At 61.7% G+C, this 21,903-nt stretch carries 23 protein-coding genes; 19 read left to right on the forward strand and 4 right to left on the reverse strand.

Annotated features, from left to right (window positions below; translation table 11 throughout):
- Positions 1-2: 2 nt before the first annotated feature.
- The 13 genes from napA to AB5Z02_RS06705 all read left to right on the forward strand — a co-directional run bounded on the left by napA (position 3) and on the right by AB5Z02_RS06705 (position 10,829).
- Entirely contained in the window at positions 3-2,492 is a 2,490-nt protein-coding gene (napA, locus tag AB5Z02_RS06645) for a nitrate reductase catalytic subunit NapA (RefSeq protein ID WP_213386470.1), read from the forward strand.
- Between the two features lie 16 nt (positions 2,493-2,508).
- Positions 2,509-3,246 (forward strand): ferredoxin-type protein NapG, encoded by a 738-nt coding sequence (napG, locus tag AB5Z02_RS06650; protein ID WP_064336552.1) that lies wholly within the window; start codon positions 2,509-2,511, stop codon positions 3,244-3,246.
- Positions 3,243-4,118 (forward strand): quinol dehydrogenase ferredoxin subunit NapH, encoded by an 876-nt coding sequence (napH, locus tag AB5Z02_RS06655; protein ID WP_307896428.1) that lies wholly within the window; start codon positions 3,243-3,245, stop codon positions 4,116-4,118. Before napG ends, napH begins: the two co-directional genes overlap by 4 nt.
- On the forward strand, positions 4,118-4,573 hold the full coding sequence (locus tag AB5Z02_RS06660) for a nitrate reductase cytochrome c-type subunit (protein WP_005334452.1): 456 nt from the start codon (positions 4,118-4,120) through the stop codon (positions 4,571-4,573). Before napH ends, AB5Z02_RS06660 begins: the two co-directional genes overlap by 1 nt.
- An 11-nt stretch (positions 4,574-4,584) precedes the next feature.
- Entirely contained in the window at positions 4,585-5,175 is a 591-nt protein-coding gene (locus AB5Z02_RS06665) for a cytochrome c3 family protein (RefSeq protein ID WP_005353459.1), read from the forward strand.
- 242 nt (positions 5,176-5,417) lie between these two features.
- On the forward strand, positions 5,418-5,924 hold the full coding sequence (gene moaB / locus AB5Z02_RS06670) for a molybdenum cofactor biosynthesis protein B (RefSeq protein WP_005344126.1): 507 nt from the start codon (positions 5,418-5,420) through the stop codon (positions 5,922-5,924).
- 9 nt (positions 5,925-5,933) lie between these two features.
- Positions 5,934-6,458 carry a cyclic pyranopterin monophosphate synthase MoaC gene (gene moaC / locus AB5Z02_RS06675; RefSeq protein WP_110302479.1) on the forward strand — a complete coding sequence of 175 codons (525 nt, stop codon included), beginning with the start codon at positions 5,934-5,936 and terminating at the stop codon, positions 6,456-6,458.
- Complete coding sequence (gene moaD, locus AB5Z02_RS06680) at positions 6,455-6,700, forward strand: molybdopterin synthase sulfur carrier subunit (protein WP_120415736.1); 246 nt, start codon at positions 6,455-6,457, stop codon at positions 6,698-6,700. The genes moaC and moaD overlap by 4 nt, the downstream gene beginning before the upstream one ends.
- A 100-nt stretch (positions 6,701-6,800) precedes the next feature.
- Positions 6,801-7,274: a molybdopterin synthase catalytic subunit MoaE gene (gene moaE / locus AB5Z02_RS06685; RefSeq protein ID WP_368215821.1), complete on the forward strand. Its 474-nt coding sequence runs from the start codon at positions 6,801-6,803 to the stop codon at positions 7,272-7,274.
- Between the two features lie 87 nt (positions 7,275-7,361).
- Entirely contained in the window at positions 7,362-8,090 is a 729-nt protein-coding gene (gene modA / locus AB5Z02_RS06690; protein WP_368215636.1) for a molybdate ABC transporter substrate-binding protein, read from the forward strand.
- Positions 8,091-8,189: 99 nt separating this feature from the next.
- Positions 8,190-8,870, forward strand: coding sequence for a molybdate ABC transporter permease subunit (gene modB / locus AB5Z02_RS06695; protein ID WP_150998034.1), 681 nt, complete (start codon positions 8,190-8,192; stop codon positions 8,868-8,870).
- Positions 8,867-9,967: a molybdenum ABC transporter ATP-binding protein gene (gene modC / locus AB5Z02_RS06700; protein WP_368215638.1), complete on the forward strand. Its 1,101-nt coding sequence runs from the start codon at positions 8,867-8,869 to the stop codon at positions 9,965-9,967. The genes modB and modC overlap by 4 nt, the downstream gene beginning before the upstream one ends.
- A gap of 85 nt (positions 9,968-10,052) precedes the next feature.
- The gene (locus AB5Z02_RS06705; protein WP_005344135.1) at positions 10,053-10,829 is read left to right on the forward strand and encodes an alpha/beta fold hydrolase; all 777 of its coding nucleotides are present in this window, start codon (positions 10,053-10,055) and stop codon (positions 10,827-10,829) included.
- Between the two features lie 70 nt (positions 10,830-10,899).
- Here AB5Z02_RS06705 and moeB read toward each other — a convergent pair whose 3' ends face one another.
- Both moeB and moeA read right to left on the reverse strand, forming a co-directional pair.
- Positions 10,900-11,655: a molybdopterin-synthase adenylyltransferase MoeB gene (gene moeB / locus AB5Z02_RS06710; protein ID WP_201957813.1), complete on the reverse strand. Its 756-nt coding sequence runs from the start codon at positions 11,653-11,655 to the stop codon at positions 10,900-10,902.
- Positions 11,652-12,878, reverse strand: coding sequence for a molybdopterin molybdotransferase MoeA (gene moeA / locus AB5Z02_RS06715; RefSeq protein ID WP_368215640.1), 1,227 nt, complete (start codon positions 12,876-12,878; stop codon positions 11,652-11,654). Before moeA ends, moeB begins: the two co-directional genes overlap by 4 nt.
- A gap of 309 nt (positions 12,879-13,187) precedes the next feature.
- On the opposite strand from moeA, the gene folE reads away from it, so the two are divergent.
- Both folE and AB5Z02_RS06725 read left to right on the forward strand, forming a co-directional pair.
- On the forward strand, positions 13,188-13,844 hold the full coding sequence (folE, locus tag AB5Z02_RS06720) for a GTP cyclohydrolase I FolE (protein WP_021229341.1): 657 nt from the start codon (positions 13,188-13,190) through the stop codon (positions 13,842-13,844).
- Positions 13,845-14,255: 411 nt separating this feature from the next.
- Complete coding sequence (locus tag AB5Z02_RS06725; protein WP_368215642.1) at positions 14,256-15,911, forward strand: methyl-accepting chemotaxis protein; 1,656 nt, start codon at positions 14,256-14,258, stop codon at positions 15,909-15,911.
- A 71-nt stretch (positions 15,912-15,982) separates the two neighbouring features.
- Here AB5Z02_RS06725 and AB5Z02_RS06730 read toward each other — a convergent pair whose 3' ends face one another.
- Positions 15,983-17,713, reverse strand: coding sequence for a formate--tetrahydrofolate ligase (locus AB5Z02_RS06730; RefSeq protein WP_368215644.1), 1,731 nt, complete (start codon positions 17,711-17,713; stop codon positions 15,983-15,985).
- A 67-nt stretch (positions 17,714-17,780) separates the two neighbouring features.
- Here AB5Z02_RS06730 and AB5Z02_RS06735 point away from each other — a divergent pair, with 67 nt between their 5' ends.
- Positions 17,781-18,209, forward strand: a complete 429-nt coding sequence (locus AB5Z02_RS06735) for a hypothetical protein (RefSeq protein WP_042054625.1) — start codon at positions 17,781-17,783, stop codon at positions 18,207-18,209.
- Positions 18,210-18,267: 58 nt separating this feature from the next.
- On the opposite strand, the gene AB5Z02_RS06740 is transcribed toward AB5Z02_RS06735, so the two are convergent.
- Positions 18,268-19,167 carry a LysR family transcriptional regulator gene (locus tag AB5Z02_RS06740; protein ID WP_270659766.1) on the reverse strand — a complete coding sequence of 300 codons (900 nt, stop codon included), beginning with the start codon at positions 19,165-19,167 and terminating at the stop codon, positions 18,268-18,270.
- 109 nt (positions 19,168-19,276) lie between these two features.
- Between AB5Z02_RS06740 and AB5Z02_RS06745 the strand changes: the two genes are divergently transcribed.
- The 3 genes from AB5Z02_RS06745 to AB5Z02_RS06755 all read left to right on the forward strand — a co-directional run bounded on the left by AB5Z02_RS06745 (position 19,277) and on the right by AB5Z02_RS06755 (position 21,881).
- On the forward strand, positions 19,277-19,837 hold the full coding sequence (locus AB5Z02_RS06745; RefSeq protein WP_368195783.1) for a YceI family protein: 561 nt from the start codon (positions 19,277-19,279) through the stop codon (positions 19,835-19,837).
- Positions 19,837-20,574, forward strand: coding sequence for a hypothetical protein (locus AB5Z02_RS06750; RefSeq protein WP_368195784.1), 738 nt, complete (start codon positions 19,837-19,839; stop codon positions 20,572-20,574). Before AB5Z02_RS06745 ends, AB5Z02_RS06750 begins: the two co-directional genes overlap by 1 nt.
- Positions 20,575-20,756: 182 nt before the next feature.
- Positions 20,757-21,881, forward strand: a complete 1,125-nt coding sequence (locus tag AB5Z02_RS06755; protein ID WP_139731131.1) for an adenosylhomocysteinase — start codon at positions 20,757-20,759, stop codon at positions 21,879-21,881.
- Positions 21,882-21,903 lie beyond the last annotated feature (22 nt).

Below are 21,903 nucleotides of genomic sequence, written 5' to 3' on the forward strand. Positions count from 1 at the left end.
CCATGAAGCTGAGTCGACGCGACTTTATGAAGGCCAACGCGGTGGCAGCTGCCGCTGCCGTGGCCGGTGTCAGTGCCCCCACGCTGGCAGCCAATCTCATCACCAGTACCGACAAGACTGCCATCCATTGGGATAAGGCTCCCTGCCGCTTCTGCGGTACCGGCTGCTCCGTGCTGGTGGGCTCTCAGGATGGTCGGGTCGTGGCGACTCAGGGCGACCCCGATGCACCGGTCAACCGTGGCCTCAACTGCATCAAGGGTTACTTCCTCTCCAAGATCATGTACGGCCAGGATCGCCTGACCCAGCCGATGCTGCGGATGAAGAACGGCCAGTTCGACAAGGATGGCGACTTCGCCCCCATCAGCTGGGATCAGGCGTTCGACATCATGGCCGAGAAGTTCAAGGCGACCCTGAAAGAGAAGGGGCCGACCGCCGTCGGCATGTTCGGCTCCGGCCAGTGGACCGTCTGGGAAGGTTACGCCGCCGCCAAGCTGATGAAGGCCGGTTTCCGATCCAACAACATCGATCCCAATGCCCGTCACTGCATGGCCTCTGCGGTCGTTGGCTTCATGCGTACCTTCGGTATGGACGAGCCGATGGGTTGCTACGACGATATCGAGCAGGCCGATGCGTTCGTGCTGTGGGGCTCCAACATGGCCGAGATGCACCCCATCCTCTGGTCGCGGATGTCCGATCGCCGTCTCTCCAACCCGGATGTGCAGGTGCATGTGCTCTCGACCTTCGAGCACCGCAGCTTCGAGCTGGCGGACAACGGCATGGTGTTTACCCCGCAGACCGACCTGGCGATCCTCAACTATGTCGCCAACTACATCATCCAGAACGACAAGGTGAACTGGGACTTCGTCAACAAGCACACCGTGTTCAAGAAGGGGGTCACCGATATCGGTTACGGCCTGCGCCCGACCGATCCGCTGCAGCAGAAAGCGAAGAACCCGGACAGCGGCGATGCCACGCCGATGACCTTCGAGGAGTTTGCCAAGTTCGTGGCGGATTACGATGTGGAGTCGGTCTCCAAGCTCTCCGGCGTCTCCAAAGAGAAGCTGGAAAAGCTGGCCAAGCTCTATGCCGACCCGGGCAAGAAGGTGGTCTCCTACTGGACCATGGGTTTCAACCAGCATACCCGTGGCGTCTGGGCCAACAACCTCTGCTACAACATCCACCTGCTGACCGGCAAGATCTCCGAGCCGGGTAATGGTCCTTTCTCACTGACCGGCCAGCCCTCTGCCTGTGGCACTGCGCGTGAAGTGGGTACCTTTGCCCACCGTCTGCCTGCCGACATGGTGGTGACCGAGCCCAAGCACCGCGCCATTGCCGAGAAGATCTGGAAACTGCCGGAGGGGACCATTCCCGACAAGGTGGGTTTCCACGCCGTGCTGCAGGATCGCATGCTCAAAGATGGCAAGCTCAACGCTTACTGGGTGATGTGTAACAACAACATGCAGGCCGGCCCCAACATGAATACCGATCGCCTGCCTGGCTATCGCGACCCGCGCAACTTCATCGTGGTCTCTGACCCGTACCCGACCGTCACTGCCCAGGCTGCTGACCTCATTCTGCCGACCGCCATGTGGGTGGAGAAAGAGGGGGCTTACGGCAACGCCGAGCGCCGGACCCAGTTCTGGCACCAGCAGGTGAAAGCGCCGGAAGGGGCCAAGTCCGACTTGTGGCAGCTGATGGAGTTCTCCAAGCGCTTCAAAGTCGAGGAAGTGTGGCCGGCTGAGCTGATTGCCAAGATGCCGGAAGTGAAGGGCAAAACCCTGTTTGATGTGCTCTATGCCAACGGTCAGGTCAACCAGTTCCCGAAAGAGCAGAGCAAGGGGATGCTGAACGACGAGGCCGAGCACTTCGGTTTCTACGTCCAGAAAGGGTTGTTCGAAGAGTACGCCACCTTCGGTCGTGGCCACGGTCACGATCTGGCACCGTTCGATCAGTACCACGAAGCCCGTGGTCTGCGCTGGCCTGTGGTAGATGGCAAAGAGACCCTGTGGCGCTATCGCGAAGGGTTCGACCCCTATGTGAAAGCGGGCGAGGGAGTGCGCTTCTATGGCAAGCCCGATGGCAAGGCGGTCATCTTCGCCCTGCCGTTCGAGCCCGCCGCCGAGTCGCCGGATAAGGAGTATGATCTGTGGCTCTCCACCGGTCGCGTGCTGGAGCATTGGCACACCGGCACCATGACCCGTCGGGTGCCCGAACTCTATCGCGCCTTCCCGGATGCGGTGCTCTTCATGCACCCGGACGATGCCAAGGCTCGCGGTGTGCGTCGTGGTGAAGAGGTGATCGTCTCCTCCCGCCGTGGCGAGGTGAAGACCCGTGTCGAGACCCGTGGTCGCAACCGTCCGCCGAAAGGACTGGTCTTCATGCCCTTCTTTGATGCGAGCCAGTTGGTCAACAAGCTGACCCTGGACGCCACCGATCCGCTCTCGAAAGAGACCGATTACAAGAAGTGCGCCGTCAAGGTGATGAAGGCTTAAGGCGGGGGAGTGCGAGATGAGTCGTAGTCGTCGCCAGTTTCTGGCCGACATGGCCAAGGGGGCCTGCGGTGTGGGCCTGCTTGGCGTGGGGCTCGGTGGCGTGGCACGCCAGCAGGCACAAGCTGTGCCTGCCCAGGCGCTGCGTCCGCCCGCCGCCCTCGATGAAGCAGACTTCCTCAGCGCCTGCGTGCGTTGCGGGCTCTGCGTCGAGGCGTGCCCCTACGACACCCTCAAGCTCGCCCGGCTGTTTGACCCTGTGACCACTGGTACCCCTTATTTCAAGGCGCGTGCCGTGCCCTGCGAGATGTGTGATGACATCCCTTGTGTGGTGGCCTGTCCGAGCGGGGCGCTGGATCAGCAGATGACCGACATCGATCAAGCCCGGATGGGGGTGGCAGTGCTCATCGATCACGAGACCTGCCTCAACTATCTGGGGCTGCGCTGCGATGTCTGCTATCGGGTCTGTCCGCTGATTGACAAGGCGATCACTCTTGAGCTGCAGCATAACCAGCGTACCGGCAAGCACGCCATGTTCCTGCCCACGGTACACAGCGATGTCTGCACCGGCTGTGGCAAGTGCGAGCATGCCTGCGTGCTGGAGGAGGCCGCCATCAAGGTGGTGCCACGCCAGCTCGCTAAAGGTGAGCTGGGTCATCACTACCGGCTCGGCTGGGAAGAGAAGGCCAAGGCGGGGAACAAGTCGCTCATCGGCGACAGGCTCACCCTGCCCACCCGCAAACCGGAGGGGTTATGAGTCGTTATCCGGGGGAAGAGGCTCGAATCAAGCTGGGGTGGTGGCGTGCTCACCGCTTCCTGCTGCTGCGTCGGCTGAGTCAGTTGAGTGTGCTCGGGCTGTTTCTGCTGGGGCCGCTGGCGGGTGTCTGGATCCTCAAGGGCAACCTCTCCAGCTCGCTGTTGCTGGAGACTGTGCCGCTGACCGATCCCCTCACGCTGCTGCAGTCGCTGGCGGCGGGTCACTGGCCCATCACCACCCTCTGGCTGGGGGCTGCCATTGTGCTGGCCGGTTACTGGCTGGTCGGGGGGCGGGTGTTCTGCTCCTGGGTCTGTCCGGTCAACCTCATCACGGATGCTGCGGCCTGGCTCCGGGGGCGACTTGGCCTCAAGGGCAATGGCCAGTTCAGCCGTGCGACCCGCTACTGGCTGCTGGCCATGGTGCTGGTGGTGCCTGCGGTGGTCGGGGTGATGGCGTGGGAGCTGGTCAATCCGGTGTCGCTCGCCATGCGCGGCCTGCTGTTTGGCATGGGGGCGGGCTGGGCCCTGCTTGCGGCGCTGTTCCTGTTCGATCTTTTCGTGGTTGAGCGGGGCTGGTGTGGTCATCTCTGTCCGGTGGGGGCCTTCTATGCCCTGGTCAACCGGGTCGGGTTTATCAAGATTTCTGCCAAGGGGCGCGAGCGGTGCAACAACTGCATGGATTGTTATGCGGTCTGCCCGGAGCGTCACATCCTGCGCGGGCCTGTTCATGGTGCCAAGCGCGGTCACGGGCCCTTGATTGCGGCTCAGGAGTGTACCAACTGTGGCCGCTGCATCGATGTCTGCGCGGAACAAGTTTTTGAAATCACTGTAGGTTTTGCCGTCAAGGCAGAAAAAACGTCGGAGAACAAATAATGAAAAAGCTGATTGGAGCAATGCTGGCCTGCCTGATGGCGGGATCCTTGATGGCAGCGGCCCCCGAGATCACCAACAGTACCGGTGGCCTCAAGTCCGAGCGTGGCGCCACCGATCTGGTGACCGATGCCACCGCCGCGCCCCTGAAAAACTTCCGCAAGGATGGCGCGCCCTACGATCGCCAGTACATGCATCAGCCGCCGCTGATCCCCCACGACATTCGCAACTATGAGGTGGACACCAAGGTCAACAAGTGCCTGGCTTGCCACAGCTTCAAGAATGCCAGTGCCATGAAGGCCCCCAAGATCAGTCCGACTCACTTCGAGACCCGCGACGGCCTGACCCTGGGTGAAGTGTCGCCGCGTCGTTACTTCTGCCTGCAGTGCCATGTGCCGCAAGCGGATGCCAAGCCGCTGGTGGAAAATACCTTTAAACCGGTTGAAGCGCTGAACTGAGGAATCCATAGATGAAATTACCCGGCTTTATCCAGCGTCTGTGGACCACCTTCAAGTCACCGTCGAAGGCGGCTCTCTGGGTCATCCTGCTGATGGGCTTCTTCGGTGGCGTGATTTTCTGGGGTGGCTTCAACACCGCCATGGAAGCATCCAACACCGAGGCCTTCTGCACCAGCTGTCACGAGATGAAGGACAACGTGTTCGAGGAGTACCGCGACACCATCCACTACGCCAACCGCTCCGGTGTGCGGGCCAGCTGCCCGGATTGTCACGTACCCCATGAGTGGACCTACAAGATCATCCGCAAAGTGCAGGCTTCCAAGGAGCTGTGGGGCATGATCACCGGCAAGGTGGATACCCGCGAGAAGTTCGAGTCGCACCGACGCGAGATGGCGGAGCGGGAGTGGCAGCGGATGAAAGAGACCGATTCGCGCGAGTGCCGCAACTGCCACAACTTCGAGTACATGGACTTCTCCCTGCAGGGGCAGCGTGCCGCCAAGATGCACTCTACCAATCTGGCCAGTGGTGAAAGTACCTGTATCGACTGTCACAAGGGGATTGCTCACCAGCTGCCCGATATGACCGGGGTGAAAGGGTTCTGATCCTGCGACGACAGGCCGGGTTTGCCCGGCCTGCGTTTTGTTCATATATGGGACAAGCATCAGATTTGTGTGTCTTTTAAATCCCATATCTCGTGAAACCTTTGATAGAATCAGCCCGCCGTCACACGCTTGAGCAAGTTGGTCACCCCTGTCTGCGTCAGTTTTTGCGCCCTGACAGCTGGCCTCTCATACCCCTTCTCTTCCTGCCTCGTTGACGGCCCATAGCCACAAGGAGCTGCCCGATGGGACAGAAACACAACGCATTTATTCCCCTCAAGATCGCCGTGCTGACGGTTTCCGACAGCCGCACTGCCGCCGATGACAGCTCGGGCGACTATCTGGTCTCGGCTCTTACCGACGCGGGCCATCAGCTGGCCGATCGGGCACTCTGCCCGGACAACCTGTTTCGCATCCGCGCGCGGGTGAGCGAGTGGATCGCCGATGAGGGGGTGCAGGTGGTACTGATTAACGGCGGTACCGGCTTCAACGAACAGAACCGGGTGCCGGAAGCGGTCGGTGTGCTGTTCGAGCGCACCGTACAGGGTTTTGGCGAGATGTTCCGTCAACTCTCTTTTGCCGAGATTAAAGGCTCCGCCATGCAGAGCCGTGCGCTGGCGGGACTCGCCAATCGCACCCTGATCTGCTGCCTGCCCGGCTCCACCGGCGCCTGTCAGCTGGGTTGGGAGCAACTGATCCGCGATCAGCTCGATGCCCGCACCAAGCCGTGCAACTTTGTCTCCCACCTCTGAGAGCAAACGATGAACCAGACCGATCCCAAGCAGACCCAGCCCAACCTGACGCATCTGAACCAGAGCGGTGAAGCCCATATGGTGGATGTGACCGACAAGCAGGTGACCGAGCGCGAAGCCCGTGCCGAGGCGTTTGTTGCCATGGCCCCCGAGACGCTGGCGCTGATCCTGAGCGGCCAGCACCACAAGGGTGACGTGTTCGCCACCGCCCGCATCGCCGGTATCATGGCCGCCAAGAAGACCTCCGATCTGATCCCACTCTGCCATCCGCTGGCCTTGACCAAAGTCGAGGTGGAGATAGTGCCGCTGGCCGAGCAGAATCGGGTGCATATCCGCACCCTCTGCAAGCTCTCCGGCAAGACCGGGGTGGAGATGGAGGCGCTGACCGCCGCGTCGGTAGCGGCGCTGACCATCTACGACATGTGCAAGGCAGTGCAAAAAGACATGGTGATCGAGCAGGTGCGGCTGGTAGAGAAAAAGGGCGGCAAGTCCGGCCATTTCCAGCTGGGGTCAAATAGCGGGGAGCAAGCATGATCAAGGTACTGTTTTTTGCGCAAGTAAGAGAGCTGGTGGCCTGCGATGAGCTGAGCCTGCCGTGCGACTACGCCACTGCCGAACAACTGCGCGCGGCGCTCTGTGAACGCGGCGACAAGTGGGCACTTGCCCTCGAGTCGGGCAAACTGCTGGTGGCGGTCAATCAGACCCTGGTGCCCCTCGATACCCCCATCAACGATGGCGATGAGGTGGCCTTCTTCCCACCGGTGACCGGAGGTTAAGGATGAGCGAGATAATGACCGTGGATCGCACCACTGAGCTGTGCGATGGCGATAAAGTGGCCTTTTTCCCTTTCCCTCCAGTAACGACCGGAGGCTGATGATGAGCGAGGCAACCATCACAGATCGCATTCTGGTGCAGCGGGAGGATTTCTCGCTGGCGGACGAATATGCCCACCTTGCCACCCGCCCAGACAGTGGCGCCATCGTCACCTTCGTTGGCAAGGTGCGCGACTTCAATCAGGGGGAGGAGGTGAAGGGGCTAGCCCTCGAGCACTACCCCGGTATGACCGAGAAGGCGCTGGCCGATATCGTGCAGGAGGCCCGTCGCCGCTGGCCGCTGCAGGAGTGTACCCTCATTCATCGTATCGGCGAGTTGTGGCTTGGCGATCAAATCGTGCTGGTGGCGGTGAGCAGTGCCCACCGCGACGCCGCCTTTGACGCCTGTCACTTCATCATGGATTTCTTGAAAACCCGGGCGCCGTTCTGGAAAAAAGAGCTGACCGCCGAGGGTGTGCAACGCTGGGTCGAGGCCAAGGAGAGCGACAACGCCGCCGCTGCCCGCTGGCAAGCCTGACCTGTTCATCACGAGGGGCGCAGGTTCAACGGGAACCACGGCCTCGCCAAGGGGCGCGGATGTGCGGGCCCCATCAGGAGAAAGGGAATGAAACCGCTGTTATCTGTTGTCATCGCCGGCATCTGCGCCGCCACCTTGCATACCGGTGTCGTGCAGGCCGATGAAGTGAAAGTGGCCGTGGCGGCCAACTTCAAGGGAACCATCGAGCGTATTGGCAAGGAGTTTACCGCCAAGACCGGCCACACCCTAGCCATCTCGTCTGCCGCCACCGGGGTGCTCTACACCCAGATCAGTCACGGCGCGCCGTTCGATCTCTTCCTCTCCGCCGATGTGGCGACCCCCGAGAAGCTGGAAAAAGAGGGCAAGGGGAGCGATCGCTTCACCTACGCCATCGGCCAGCTGGGGCTGTGGAAGAAGGGGGGGCCGGCCCCTGACGAGGCGACCCTGCGCAGCTGGAAAGGCAACCTCGCCATCGCCAATGCCCGTACCGCCCCCTATGGTGCTGCCGCCATGGCGACCCTCACCCATCTCAAGATCGATCCCAAGCAGTACCGGTTGCTGACCGGCGCCAACATCGGCCAGACCTGGCAATTTGTCGACACCGGCAATGCCGAGCTGGGCTTTGTCGCCTGGGCCAATCTGGTTGAGGCGGGCAAGACTGGTGAAGCCTGGGCAGTGCCTGCGAGCTTCTATCCCCCCATCGAGCAGCAGGGGCTGGTATTGAAGAAAGGCGCCGCGGTCGAGGCGCTGGTGGCCTGGCTCAAGGGGCCGGGTCAGGCGCAGATCAAGGCTGCGGGTTATGCCTTGCCCCAATAAGGGGATGGGCCTGATGCTATACCCTGAGTGGTCGGCCACTCTTTGCAATAAGGATGGATACCATGCCGTTGGGGGCATTTATCAACCGGGAGGTCGGCAATGAGTGAAGGGGATCTGCTGGCGGTCTGGCTCACCCTGAAGCTTGCCGCCTGCACCACAGCGATTTTGCTGTTGCTGGCACCGCCGCTGGCCTGGTGGCTGTCGCGCAGTCAGAACCGGCTGCGGCCGCTGGTGGAGGCGCTGGTAGCGCTGCCGCTTGTGCTGCCCCCCACTGTGCTGGGTTTTTATCTGCTGCTCGCCTTCTCCCCTGAATATGGCTTCGGCGCCTGGTGGCGCGACACCTTTGGTGCCCCGCTTGCCTTCAGTTTTCTCGGCCTGCTGTTTGCCTCCATCCTCTATTCGCTGCCGTTCGTGGTGCAGCCGCTCACCTCCGCCTTCGTCAACATGGGCAACAAGGAGCTGGAAGCTGCTGCGACCCTGGGGCTTGGCCCGCTGCAGCGCTTCTTCCACATCATCTTGCCGATGACCCTGCCCAGCTTCGTGATGGCGGCGGCCCTTGGCTTTGCCCATACATTGGGGGAGTTTGGCGTAGTGCTGATGATTGGCGGCAATATTCCGGGGGAGACCCAGGTGCTTTCGATTGCCCTGTTTGATCATGTGGAGGCGATGGATTACCAGAACGCCCATATTTTGGCGGGCGGCCTGATGGCCTTCTCGCTGGTGATGCTGGTGCTGGTCTACGGGGTGTTGCAGCGTAGGCAGCGGAGAGTGTTTGGATGAACCAGCCCGCCACTATGCCGCCTGTGAACGTGCCGCACCGCCATGCCCTGAACCTCAATGCCCGGCGCGAGTTTGGCTCCTTTACCCTCGATTGCGCACTGACTCTCGAACTGGGGGGGATCCTCGGCCTGTTCGGCCCCTCTGGCTGCGGCAAGAGTACACTGCTGCGCATCATTGCCGGGCTCGATCGCCAAAACGGGGATCGCTTGCTGTGGTGCGGGCGGGAGTATGCTCAACTTCTGCCCGAAGCGCGCCGGATCGGACTGGTGTTTCAGGACTCGCGCCTCTTCCCCCATCTGACGGTGCTCGGCAATCTGCAACTGGCGGCCCGCAAGGGGCGAGGGCGCTGGCAGCCCGAGGCGCTGGCGGCGCGACTCGGTTTTGCCGATCTGCTGGGGCAGCCTGCCCATGCCCTCTCTGGCGGTCAACGCCAGCGGGTAGCGCTGGGGCGGGCGCTGCTGGCCGAGCCTGATCTGCTGCTGCTCGATGAGCCTTTTTCGGCACTTGATCGGCGCAGCCGCATCCATCAGGCCCATGTGCTCAAGGGGTTGCAGCAGGAGAGCTGTATCCCGATGATCTTCGTCAGCCACGCCATGGAGGAGGTGAGCCTGCTCTGCGATCAACTGGTGTTGCTGGAAAGTGGCAGGGTCGAGGCGCAAGGTCGGCCGAGCGAGATCTTCGCCCGAACCGATCTCTCGCTCGCCAGCCGTGACGATGCCGGGGTGATGCTGGCGGCGACCCTCTCTCACTACGATGAAGAGGAGCAGATGGCGACCCTGCAGCTCGGTGAGCAGCAACTGCGGGTCACCATGACCCAGGTGCCGGATGAGAGCGGCCCTTTGCAGATCAAGGTGGCCGGGCGGGATGTGGTGATTGCCACGGCACCCATCGAGCACTCCAGTCTCTCCAACTGTCTCGTCACCCGTCTGCTGGCGGTGCGCGAGGTGCGCCCCGGACAGACCCTGTTGCAGTTGGCGCTGGGTGAGCAGATACTGCTGGCCCGGATCACCAGCCGCTCCGCCAGGCGGCTGGCGCTGGCGCCTAAGCAGCAGATCTACGCTTATATCAAGGCGGTGAGTCTGGTCAGCGAAGGCTGATTGGGCGCCGTGCCGTGGCAGGATAACCACGGGTGGCATAACAACAGGAGATGGTTCAGGTGATGAATCGAGAGGCAATACACTGATGCGCCGCAATCAGGTGATGAAATTCAATGGTCTTGCCCTGCGCAGTGCGGGAGAGGGGCCCTTGCTGTTGCTGCTGCATGGGCTGGGCTCCTCGAGCCTCGACTGGCAGGCGCAGATCGAACGGTTTTCCGAGCACTACCGGGTGGTGGCGCTGGACTTGCGCGGCCACGGCCAGAGCATGCAGGAGGGGCCGTTCGATGTGGCGACCCTGGCAGCCGATGTGGTGAACTGGCTCGATGCACAGCCAGAACCCGCCTGGGTGGTGGGATTGTCGCTGGGGGCCATGGTAGCGCTGGAGCTGGCGCTGCAACTGCCCCACAAGGTGCAGGGACTGGTGCTGGTCAACGGTTTTAGCGAGTTTCTGCTGGAGACCCCCAAAGAGCAGGAGCGTTACGCCCAGCGCCTCAAATGGCTGCGCTGGTTTGGCATGCGCCCGCTCGCCTGGTGGCTGGGACGCGAGCTCTTCCCGGGCCCGGATCTGGCGCAGGTGCGCCATACCTTCCGGCTGCGTTTCGTGCGCAATAAAAAGAAAACCTACAAGGCGCTGCTGGAGGCGCTACCGGGCTGGTCGGTACGTGCCCGGCTCGGCGCCATCTGGCAGCCGGTGGCCATCATCTCCACCAGTCACGACTACCTGCCGCTGGCCAAACGGGTAGAGCAGTTTGCCGCCCTGCCCAACGCCACCATCCACACCCCCAACGGCCACCACGCCTGGCCCGCGGAAGATCCCTCGGGCTTTAATCACCTGTTGCAACGGATCCTCACGACCCATTGAGGAAGGGGTTGTTAGGTGCAGGTACCAAAAAGCCGAACCACAGGGTTCGGCTTTTTTGATCCCGTTTGCGTCAAGGATGGGAGCAGACGGGGCAGTCGGGGCGCTTGGGCAGCTTCATCTCGCGGAAAGTGCCGCTCAGGCCGTCGATCATCAGCAGGCGGCCGCTGTAGATTTTGCCCATGCCTGCCAAGAGTTTGATGGCTTCAAGCGCTTGCAGGCTGCCCACCAATCCCACCACGGGGGCGAGCACTCCTGCCTCGACACAGGTGAGGGCCTGCTCGCCAAACAGGGCGCTGAGGCAGGCGTAGCAGGGCTCATCTTCCTGCCAGGTGAAGCTGCAGAGCTGACCTTCGAGCCGGATGGCGGCGCCGCTGACCAGTGGCACGCCATGCTGGCGTGCCTTTTGGTTGAGCAGGTTGCGAATGGCCAGATTGTCGGTGCAATCGAGCACCAGCAGATGCCGTGGCAGCAGGCTATCGAGCAGCGCCTCGTCGGCAACGGCAGCGTGGGTCTCCACGTTGAGCCAGGGGTTGAGGGCGCGCAGCGATTGCGCTGCTGAGTCCACCTTGTAGTGACCGATGCGCTCATCGTTGTGCAGCACCTGACGCTGCAGGTTAGAGAGCTCCACCTTGTCGAAATCGACCAGGGTGAGCTGGCCAACCCCGGCCACTGCCAGATACTGGCCGGCAGCACAGCCAAGGCCACCGGCGCCGATCACCAGCACACGGGCCTGTTTGAGCGCCTCCTGCCCCTCGAAGTCGAAGGATTTGAGGATGATCTGGCGGTTGTAGCGCAGTAGTTCGGCGTCGCTTAGGATCTCGCTCACAGCAGCAATCCCCCGAATGGCTCCACGGTCACCGTCTCGCCCGCGGCGACGCGGCCCCGTTCCCGTTCAAGAACGATGTAGCAGTTGGCTCGCGACAGGGAGCTGAACACGGCAGAGTCCTGCGAGCCGGTGCTGCGCACCTCGAGGCCGTTCGGTCCCTGACTCATGATGCCGCGCTGGAAGTCGAGTCGGCCCGGGCTCTTTTTGAGTGGCTCGGCCGCAATGGCTTGCAGCTGGAGCGGGCGCTCGAAGTGCTGACCTGCCAGCTTGGCCAGCGCCGGTTGCACCAGCTGATCGAAGGTGACCATGGCGGAGACGGGGTTGCCCGGCAGGCCGAAGAACCAGGCGCGGGGCAGACGGCCAAAGGCAAACGGCTTGCCCGGCTTGATGGCCAGCTTCCAGAAGCCAATCTCGCCGAGCTCGTCCAGCAGTTGTTTGGTGAAGTCCGCTTCCCCCACCGAGACGCCGCCGGTAGTGATGAGCACATCGGCCTCTTCATCGGCGCGGATAAAGGCGGCGCGCAGTTGGGCGGGCTCATCCGGGATGATGCCAAGGTCGAGGCAGTCGCAGCCCATGCGCGCCAGCATGGCCCGTACGCCATAGCGGTTGGAGTCATAGATATCGCCGTGGGCGAGCGGGGTACCAACCGGTTTGAGCTCATCGCCGGTGCTGAAGATGGCCACTTTCAGCGGTCGGCGTACCGGCACGGTCGCGATGCCAAGGGAGGCCAGCAGTGGCATTTCGCGCGGGGTGAGGCGAGTACCGGCTGGCAGCACGCAGGCGTCCTTGCCGATATCGCTGCCGGCGCGGCGGATATTCTGGCCCGGTTCGGGTTGTGCCAGAAAAGTGATCCGATCGCCGTCGGCCTGCGTTTCTTCCTGCATCACCACCGCATCGGTGCCTGCGGGAACCGGGGCGCCGGTCATGATCCGCACGCAGTGGCCGGCGGGCCACTCGCCCTGATAGGGCTGACCGGCAAACGCTTTGCCCGCCATGATGAGCGGGGTGCCGCTGGCGAGATCCTCAAGGCGCACGGCGTAACCGTCCATGGCGGAGTTGTCGAAGGGGGGCACGGCGAGGGGAGAGGCGATGTCGCTGGCAAGAACCCGGCCAAGGGCCTCTGGCAGGGGCAGCTGCTCGCTATCGCAGCAGCAGGCGAGTTGTTCCAGCATCCCTTGCAGGGCATCGCTTAAGGGGAGTAGTCCGCTGGTATCAAATCCCATCGTCATGACCTCTTTCTATGATTGAAGACGGGATTATCACAAAATTCCCCGAGTATGGGCAGGTTATCTCAAGGGAATCTCGGGGTAATCGGCGCTGAAACGGGGGGAGATGGCCATAAAGTATGAGGTGACGCACAAGTTGACTTGAATCTTGGCGGCAATGGCCGTTTACTATGCCGCCATAACAGATGGCCGTCACATCCCGTGTGGCGACCATTACAGTGATACCGTCGGCCCTGTACGCCGCCATAACATAAGGGGTTGCTCCTTGAGCTGCCCTCACAGTCCCTGAGCGTGGGAGAGAAGATAATGCCAACCTTAAGTCCGGAAGCCTTGCTGGTCAGGGCTGCCCTCGAAGCCCAGGGACTGGAAACTCCCCTGGTCACCAACGAGCTGAACAGTCAGCAGAAGCGGGAGAAGATCGAAGGCCATATGCGCTCCATCATGGAGACGCTGGGGCTGGATCTGACCGATGACAGTCTGGCCGAAACGCCGCATCGCATCGCCAAGATGTACGTCAACGAGATCTTCTCAGGCCTCGACTATTCCACCTTCCCCAAGGTGACGGTGATCGAGAACAAGATGCAGGTGGACGAGATGATCATGGTGCGGGATATCAGCCTCACCAGCACCTGCGAACACCACTTCGTCACCATCGACGGGCTGGCCCATGTGGCCTATATCCCTCGTGGCAAGGTAATTGGCCTGTCGAAGATCAACCGCATCGTGCAATTCTTCGCCCGCCGTCCCCAGGTGCAGGAGCGGCTCACCCAGCAGATCCTGCTGGCGCTGCAGACCCTGCTCGGTACCAAGGATGTGGCCATCAGCATCAAGGCGACCCACTACTGCGTCAAGGCGCGCGGAGTGATGGACTCCACCTCCTATACCACCACCACCTCCCTCGGCGGGGTGTTCAAGACCCAGCCCGATACCCGGGCCGAATTTCTGGGCGGCCTGCGCGGATAAGATGGCGGTTGTTTTGTAACCGCCACGCTGAATAAACGAGACGCCAGCAGCTATTGCTGGCGTTTTTCATTGGTCCCGGATGAGAGTGCCGGCCTGCAACGGCTTGACCCGCGCGGCTTGCCTTATGCAAACGTTATGCATTTTTTCGATTTATTCATCTGAGCGGTATATTTAATCGAACACGAAAAACCCCTCGTTTTCACCTTACAAAAAGTAACCGGGCAGACTCTTTCCGAACCGTCACAATCCGGTTACTCTAGCGCCCCCTCACGGCTCTCGCTGCCGCTCATGGAATTCAGAGATATTCATCAAGGTTGGATGGTGCGCCACTGAACAGGTGGCCAGATAGTTCATGCCAGGAGGGCGTGAACCGGACGAGTGCTACGAATTTAACGACCACCAGGATATCCCATGAATACCAGTTCCATGACCATAGGCAAAAAACTCACCGCCGGCTTTGCCGTGCTCGGTTTGATGGTCGCCTTTATCGGCGGTTTTTCCCTTGTCCAGTTTGGCAACATGAATGATGTTGCCATCCGGTTTACCGACAGCATCTTGCCAGCGGTCAATCGCACCAGCGCGATCGGGGATTCTCTCGGTGAGTTGCGTCGTTATGAGCTGGGTTATTTCGTGGTGGCTGCCGAGCCGCTGAAAAGGGCTGAATATCGGAATATTGCCAGTCAACAGCTTAACTCGATCGCGCAGCAGCTGATTGCCCATGACAAGACGATCTGGCCTGAGGATGTGGCGGAGCGCCGTACCTTCGAAACGGTGAAATCTGACTGGGATCGTTACGTCGCCCTGCACCAGCGAGTCAAACAGCTGCAAGACAGCGATCAGCTTGCCGAAGCCCAACGCATCTTCCTTGAGGAGGGAGTTCCCCTTTACACCGCGCTGAGCAAGTCAGTGGCCTCCCTTATCCAGATTAACCATGGTTATGCGTCTGAATCCCGCAGCGACATTGTCGACTCTTATCAATCCGCCAACCTGAGCGTCACCATCGCACTGGTGCTCGGTCTGCTTCTTGTGGTGGTGCTCTCCGTGGTACTGACCCGCCAGATCCGCGACCCGCTGATCATGCTGGCCCGTCAGGCCCAGCGTATTGCCAATGGCGATCTGGGTCAGGGCGAACTGCAGCAGTGGATCCGTGACAGCCGCTTCAACCGTGATGAACTGGGTCAGCTGGGCTCCGCCATCAACCGGATGCAGGGCTCCCTCTCCGATCTGGTGAGCGAGATCGCCGGCTCCGTGAGCCAACTCAGCAGCGCAGTGGAGGAGGTGAGCGCCATCTCCAGCCAGTCTGCCAGCGGCATGGCCATCCAGCAGAACGAAGTCTCCCAGGTGGCGACAGCCATGAACGAGATGCAGTCCACCGTCAACGAAGTGGCCCGCAACACCACGGATGCCATGAGCGCCGCCAAGGATGCCTCCCGCACCTCCGCTGCCGGCAGCGAAGTGGTACGCAGCTCCATTGCCAGCATCGAAGAGGTGTCGGTCAAGATTGAACAGGCAGGCACAGTGGTGCAGCAGCTGGAGGCCGACAGCGCCAACATCAGCGTGGTGCTGGATGTGATCCGCGATATCGCCGGTCAGACCAACCTGCTGGCCCTTAACGCCGCCATCGAAGCGGCCCGTGCCGGTGAGCAGGGTCGTGGTTTTGCGGTCGTTGCGGATGAAGTGCGTTCATTGGCCCAGCGTACCCAGGACTCCACCGCCGAGATCAGCAAGATGATCGAGCTCTTGCAGAGCCGCGCCGCCGAGGCGGGCAACGCCATGCAGCTGAGTCGTCACCAGATGCAGGAGAGCGTCGGTCTGGCGCGGGATGCCGGTACCAGTATCGAGACCATCAACGGTGCCGTGGTGCGCATCACCGACATGAATACCCTGATCGCCACAGCTACCGAAGAGCAGAACGCGGTGACCGAAGAGCTCAACCGCAGCATCGTCAACATTCACAATGCCGCTGACGAGAATGCCCAGGGCGCTCATCAGATCGCCCAGGCTTGCGTCGAGCTGAGCAAGCTGGCCAATACCCTGCACCATATGACCCAGCGCTTCACCCTCTAAGGGTTGATGCATGGATAACAGAAGGCCCCGCAATTGGCGGGGCCTTGTTGTTTCTGGCGTTGTGGAAGGGCTCAGCTCAGGCCGACTATCTCGCCGTTCTCATCGATATCGATATGGCGATAGGCAGGCAAACTGCCCAGCCCCGGCATGGTCATGATGGGGCCCGCCAGCGCATAGACGAAGCCTGCACCGGCGCAGAGCTTCACCTCGTCGATGGGCACCTCGAAATCGGTCGGCACTCCCTTGAGAGCGGGGTCATGGCTGATGGAGAGCGGCGTCTTGGCCACGCAGATGGGCAAGTGATCCCACCCTTCGGCGGAGAGCTGGGCCAGCTGCTGGCGCGCTCTGTCGGAGAGCTGCACTCCGCGGCCGCCGTAGCCGCACTCCACCAGGGTCGCCAGTTTGGCGTCGAGGCTCGCCTCGTCGGGGTAGAGCAGTTTCACCTTACCGGGTTGCTCGCAGGCGGCGACCACGGTGCGGGCAAGCTCGCTGGCACCGGCACCACCCTGAGTGAAGGCGTTGGAGATGGCCACGCCACAGGCACCGGCTTGCTGCGCTTCATGGGCCAGCAGCGCCAGTTCGGCCTCGCTGTCGGTGGGGAAGCGGTTGATGGCGACCACCACCGGCACCCCGTAGCGGCGGGCGTTCCGGATATGCCAGGCGAGGTTGGCGCAGCCCTGCTTGAGGGTCGGCAGATCTTCCCCCAGCAGGCTGGCTGGCAGCGGCTGGCCCGGGCGGATATCGAGCAGGCCGCTGTTGGCCTTGAGACCGCGTACCGTGGCCACCAGCACCACGCAGGCGGGGGTAATACCGGATTGGCGGCTCTTGATGTTGAAGAATTTCTCCAGCCCCATGTCGGAGCCAAAACCTGCCTCGGTCACCACATAGTCGGTCAGGCCAAGGGCGATGCGATCGGCGATCACCGAGGAGTTGCCGTGGGCGATGTTGGCAAAGGGGCCGGCGTGTACCAGCACCGGCGTCTGCTCGGTGGTCTGCATCAGGGTTGGTTGCATCGCATCTTTGAGCAGTACCGTCATGGCGCCCGCTACTTCCAACTGTTCGGCGGTAATGGGCTCGCCGTGAATGTCGCGGGCCAGCTGGATGCGGCCGATGCGATCGCGCAGATCCTTGAGATCGCTTGCCAGCGCCAGAATGGCCATCAGTTCGGAGGCGGCGGTGATGACGAAGCGATCGCTGCGCTCCACACCATCGGCAGCGCCCCCCTGTCCAATCGTGAGGTGGCGCAGGGCGCGGTCATTCATGTCGAGGGTGCGCGGCCAGAGGATGTTATCGGCATCGATATTGAGCCGCGGCAGGCCGGTTTTGGCGCTGAACTGGTCGCCGAGTTTGCGCTCATGGAACAGGCGGGCATCGAGGGCTGCAGCCGCCAGATTGTGGGCTGCCGTTAGGGCGTGAAAATCGCCGGTGAGGTGGAGGTTCATCTCCTCCATCGGCACCACCTGAGCGTGGCCGCCACCGGCAGCGCCCCCCTTGACCCCGAATACCGGGCCGAGGCTCGGCTGGCGGATAGTGGCGATGCTGGGCTGGCCGATATGGTTGAGCCCCATGGAGAGGCCAAGGGTAGTCACCGTCTTCCCTTCACCGAGCGGGGTCGGGGTGATGGCGCTCACCAGTACCAGCTTGCCGCTCTGCTTGGGCTGAGACGTGAGCAGGTCGAGGCTGAGTTTGCCTTTGTAGTGGCCATGAGGGCTGAGCAGGTGCTGGGGGATGGCGAGGCGTTCTGCCAGCGCGTGGATTGAGAGACGGGGGGACTGGCGGGAGATCTCGATATCGCTTAGCATCAGCACCTCGTTGGCATATCGGGGGAAAATATGCGGCGCAGTCTAGTGGAATATAACGGGTAATCCAATGACGAAAACGATTTTATTTGGTGAGGGTGAGGTTCGTCAGAATCCTGTTCGGCTGGATCTCAATGCACTCTATCATCCTCCCAAGCAGCCGATGACGGCGCTGGGGATTGTCAGCGCGCTGGTGCCGTTATTCGGTTTCGGCTGGCAGGCGATGACCCAGGACCCCGAAACCCAGCTGCGCCACGAGATCCGCAAACGGGTCAACAAGCACAAGACCGACGAGGCAAACCTCATTCTGATCCTGCAGCTGGCCGCCATGTTTGACTGCCCCGAGATTGAAGTGGCGCTCCCCTATGCCCTCAGTGAGCAGCAGTTGTCGGTTGTCCGCACCCGACTGCCACGCTGGCAGTTGCACCCCGAGCAGGAGCGTCTGCTAGCCAAGCTCACCCCTGTTGCTGCATCCACCACCGCACCCGACCAGCGTTAGGCTTCAAGCCAGACCAGCAGGCCGGACAGTCAGGCCGTATCCTCTGCTCTGGCAATCATCACGGCTTATCCCACTGTTGCGGGGCGAGATAGCGCTCCTGCACGAACTCGATAAAGCAGCGCACCTTGGCCGAGACGAAGCGGCGGTGCGGATAGACCGCATAAAGTCCCACATCTCCCTTGTCCCACTCCGGCAGCAGGCTGACCAGCTGTCCTGACCGCAGCGCCTCCCCCACGATAAAGGTGGGCTGCAATATGATGCCCTGATCATCACAAGCGGCGCGGGTCAGCGCCACCCCGTTGTTGGCCCGCAGTGGCCCCTGTGGCCGGATGCTCTGCTGCTCGTTTCCCCGTTTGAAGTGCCACTCCGGCTGGGTCAGGGTGTAGATCAGACAGTCGTGCTGTTTGAGATCCTCGGGGTTTTCCGGTCTGCCCTTGCGTGCCAGATAGGCGGGGCTGGCGCAAAGCTCGACCCGAATGGTGGCAAGCTGGCGCGCCACCAGCGAGGAGTCGCTGAGGTGGCCGATCCGCAGCGCCAGATCGAACCCCTCTTCCACCAGCGCTACCCGCCGGTCGCTGTACTCGATATCGAGCTTGAGATCGGGAAAGCGCTGGCGAAACAGCGGCAGGGCAGGGGAGAGGTGCAGATAGCCAAAATCCATCGGCACCGAGAGCTTGAGGGTGCCGTTCGGCTGCTGGTTGTGGTGGGTCAGCTGGCTGTGGGTCTCTTCCAGCTCCGCCAGCAGGGCGAGGGAGCGCTGGTAGTAGAACTGGCCCGCTTCGGTGGGATTGACCTGACGGGTGGTGCGCGACAGCAGCCGGGTGGCGAGGGATTCCTCCAGCTGCTGCATCAGTTTGGAGGCCATGGCGACCGAGATGCCGAGCTGGTTGGCGGCCTTGGTAAAGCTCTGGCACTCCACCACCTTGATAAAGGTGCGCATGGCGGCGATCTGATCCATTTTCCATCCTCAGTAAATAATGAATTTAATAAATCACTGATTATTCATCTTCAGAACGAGGTTAGCATTTTAACCACTGATGTGAACCCCAAGATGAAGGAACGAACGGATGAAAATGACCAAGGCTCTGCTGGCCTCCTGCCTGTTTATGGCTACCCCCCTGATGGCGGCGGATTACGACGTGGATGCGGCGCACACCACAGTGCAGTTCAAGGTGGGTCACCTGGGCTTCTCCGAGCTGGTGGGTCGCTTCAACACCTTCAGCGGTACCTTCAGCATGGATGACGCCAACCCGGCGGCCGCCAAGGCGAGCTTTGAAGTGGATGCCGCCAGCGTCGACTCCAATCACGAGGCCCGCGACAAGCACCTGCGCAGTCCGGACTTCCTCGATGTGAAGCAGTATCCCAAGATGACCTTCGTCAGCTCCGCTTACGAGGGCACCAAGGATAAAGGCGTACTGAAAGGGACCCTGACCTTGCACGGTGTCTCCAAGGAAGTGGCCTTCGAGCTGGTCAAGATCGGCGAGGGCAAGGATCCCTGGGGCGGCTACCGCAGCGGCTTCAACGCCTCCACCACCATCAAACGCAGTGACTTTGGCGTGAGCTACATGCTGCCCGGCATTCCGGACGACATGAACATCAACCTGTTTGTCGAAGGCGTGCGCAAGTAATGGGCGCGGAACTTCTGCTGCAAACCCTGGCGGCTCCTCTGGGAGCCGCTTTGCTATCGTGGTGCTGGCCGCGACTGGGGTATCTGTGGGGCGCGCTGGCGCTCTGGCTGGTGGGATCCTGGCTCGGCGGCCTTTATGGCATGCCGGAAAAGGCGTGGCAGTGGCTGCCGCTAACCCTGCTGGTCCCCGCCATCGCGGCTCAGGTGAACGATCAGCGCGGCTCGCTGCTGCTCTTTGCCGTGTTCAGTGCGCTGGTGTGGTGGCAGGGATTGGCCTCGGTACTGGCGAGCGAACCCGGGATCTGGCTGGCGCTACTGCCCGCCATCCTCTGGTTTGGCTGGAGCACCTTGCGCGGTGACAGCCGCGAGGGGCTCGGGTTTGCCCTCGGCTTTATCTGGCTGGCGCTGGTGATTGGCATCGATGGCAGCCTGCTGATTGCCCAGCTGGCCGGTGCGCTGGCCGCTTTCGCCGGTTTTCGCGCCCTGCTTGCCACCTTTGTTGGCATCAAGGTAGCCCCAGCCGGTCTGGCGCTGGCCCTCGCCTTCGTCCAGATGCTGGCCTGGCAATATGTGGAGGTGCCGCTGGTGGTGTTGCTGCCGGTCTGGTTGCTGCCGCTGCTGGAGTGGGCATTGCGTGACAAACCGTTGCCAGTGCGTTGGGGTGGGCTGATATTGCTCGCCGCGGCGGGAACCGGGCTCAGCCTGTGGTGGGTGTGGCCTGCTGCTTCTTTGTACTGATTTTTGCATGAAAAACAGGCAATTACAGTCATTTTTGCATACCCGCTCATACTCTTGGCAGATAATGATTGAGCCACCTATGTGTTTCAGATAAAAAGGTTTTTCATTTTATTTGGACACACACAGAACCCGGCCGCGCCGGGTTCTGTTTGCCTGCTTTGCGGCACATAAGGAGGCCACAGTTGCGCAGTCAAGGATCTGAGCATCTGTTTTTTCGCCATTTCACCGGACAGGGACGTATCGACGGTCTCTGTATTCTGCTGGTCACTCACCTGCTTCCCGATCGCCCCCGTTTTATCGAAGCGCTTTCCCGGATTGGGCGGATCGGCGCCATTTTGCCCAAACCGAAATCGGTACACGGCCCGACCCTGGAGTGGGTATCCCAACACTATCCGGTGCTGCCCCTCAACCGGCACTGGACCAATGATCCCGACAGCCTCATTCAGCAGATTGCACCGCTGGTGGCCCCCCACGAGCGGTTGCTGATCCTCGATATCGGCGGTTATTTCGCCAGAACCCAGGCGATCTTGAGCGAGTACTTCGGCCCCCGTTTCCTCGGGGTGGTGGAGATGACCGAAAACGGCCATCAGCGCTATGAGCAGGAGGTGCTGGCGACCCCGGTGGTGTCGGTGGCGCGCAGCCCCCTCAAGCAGGCCGAGGATATCCAGATTGGTCTGAGCGTGGTCTACTCCGCCGAGTCGCTGGCGCGCACCCTTAACCGCACCTTCAACGTCTGCGAAGCCGTGCTGTTTGGTTATGGCAAGGTGGGACGCAGCATCGCCCGCGACCTGCGCTGTCGCAACCTCCATCTCGGGCTGGTCGAAACCGATGTGCTGCGACAGGTCGAAGCGCTCTCCCACGGTTTTCGCCTGATCACCAAGGCCGAGGCCCTTGGCTGTGCCGAGCTGGTGATCTGCTCCACTGGCAACGGCTCGCTGGACCTGGCGGATCTGCAGGCGCTGCGCCCCGGCACCATGGTGGCCTCGGTCACCTCGGCCGACGACGAGTTTGCCTTCTCGCTGGCCCAGCTGCCGTGGCCGAGCGAAGAGGTGTGTCCCCATGTGCTGGCCCTCAACCGGCCGGATGGCAGCCAGATCTACCTGCTCAACCGGGGCGAGGCGGTCAACTTCGTGCACGGTGCCGTGATTGGCGAATACGTCTATCTGGTGCTGGCGGAGATCATGGAAGGGATCCGGATGCTGGCGGCAGGCCCCCTTGCTCCCGGCCTATTCGAGCTGCCAGAATCGGCGATGCGTACCATTGCCCGCCATTGGCTGGCCGATTTTCATGGGGTTGATCAGCACTGATTTGACCAAACCGGGAGCGGCC

Origin of the sequence: Aeromonas sp. R2-3 (assembly GCF_040908375.1) — a bacterium.
GTDB lineage: Bacteria > Pseudomonadota > Gammaproteobacteria > Enterobacterales > Aeromonadaceae > Aeromonas > Aeromonas veronii.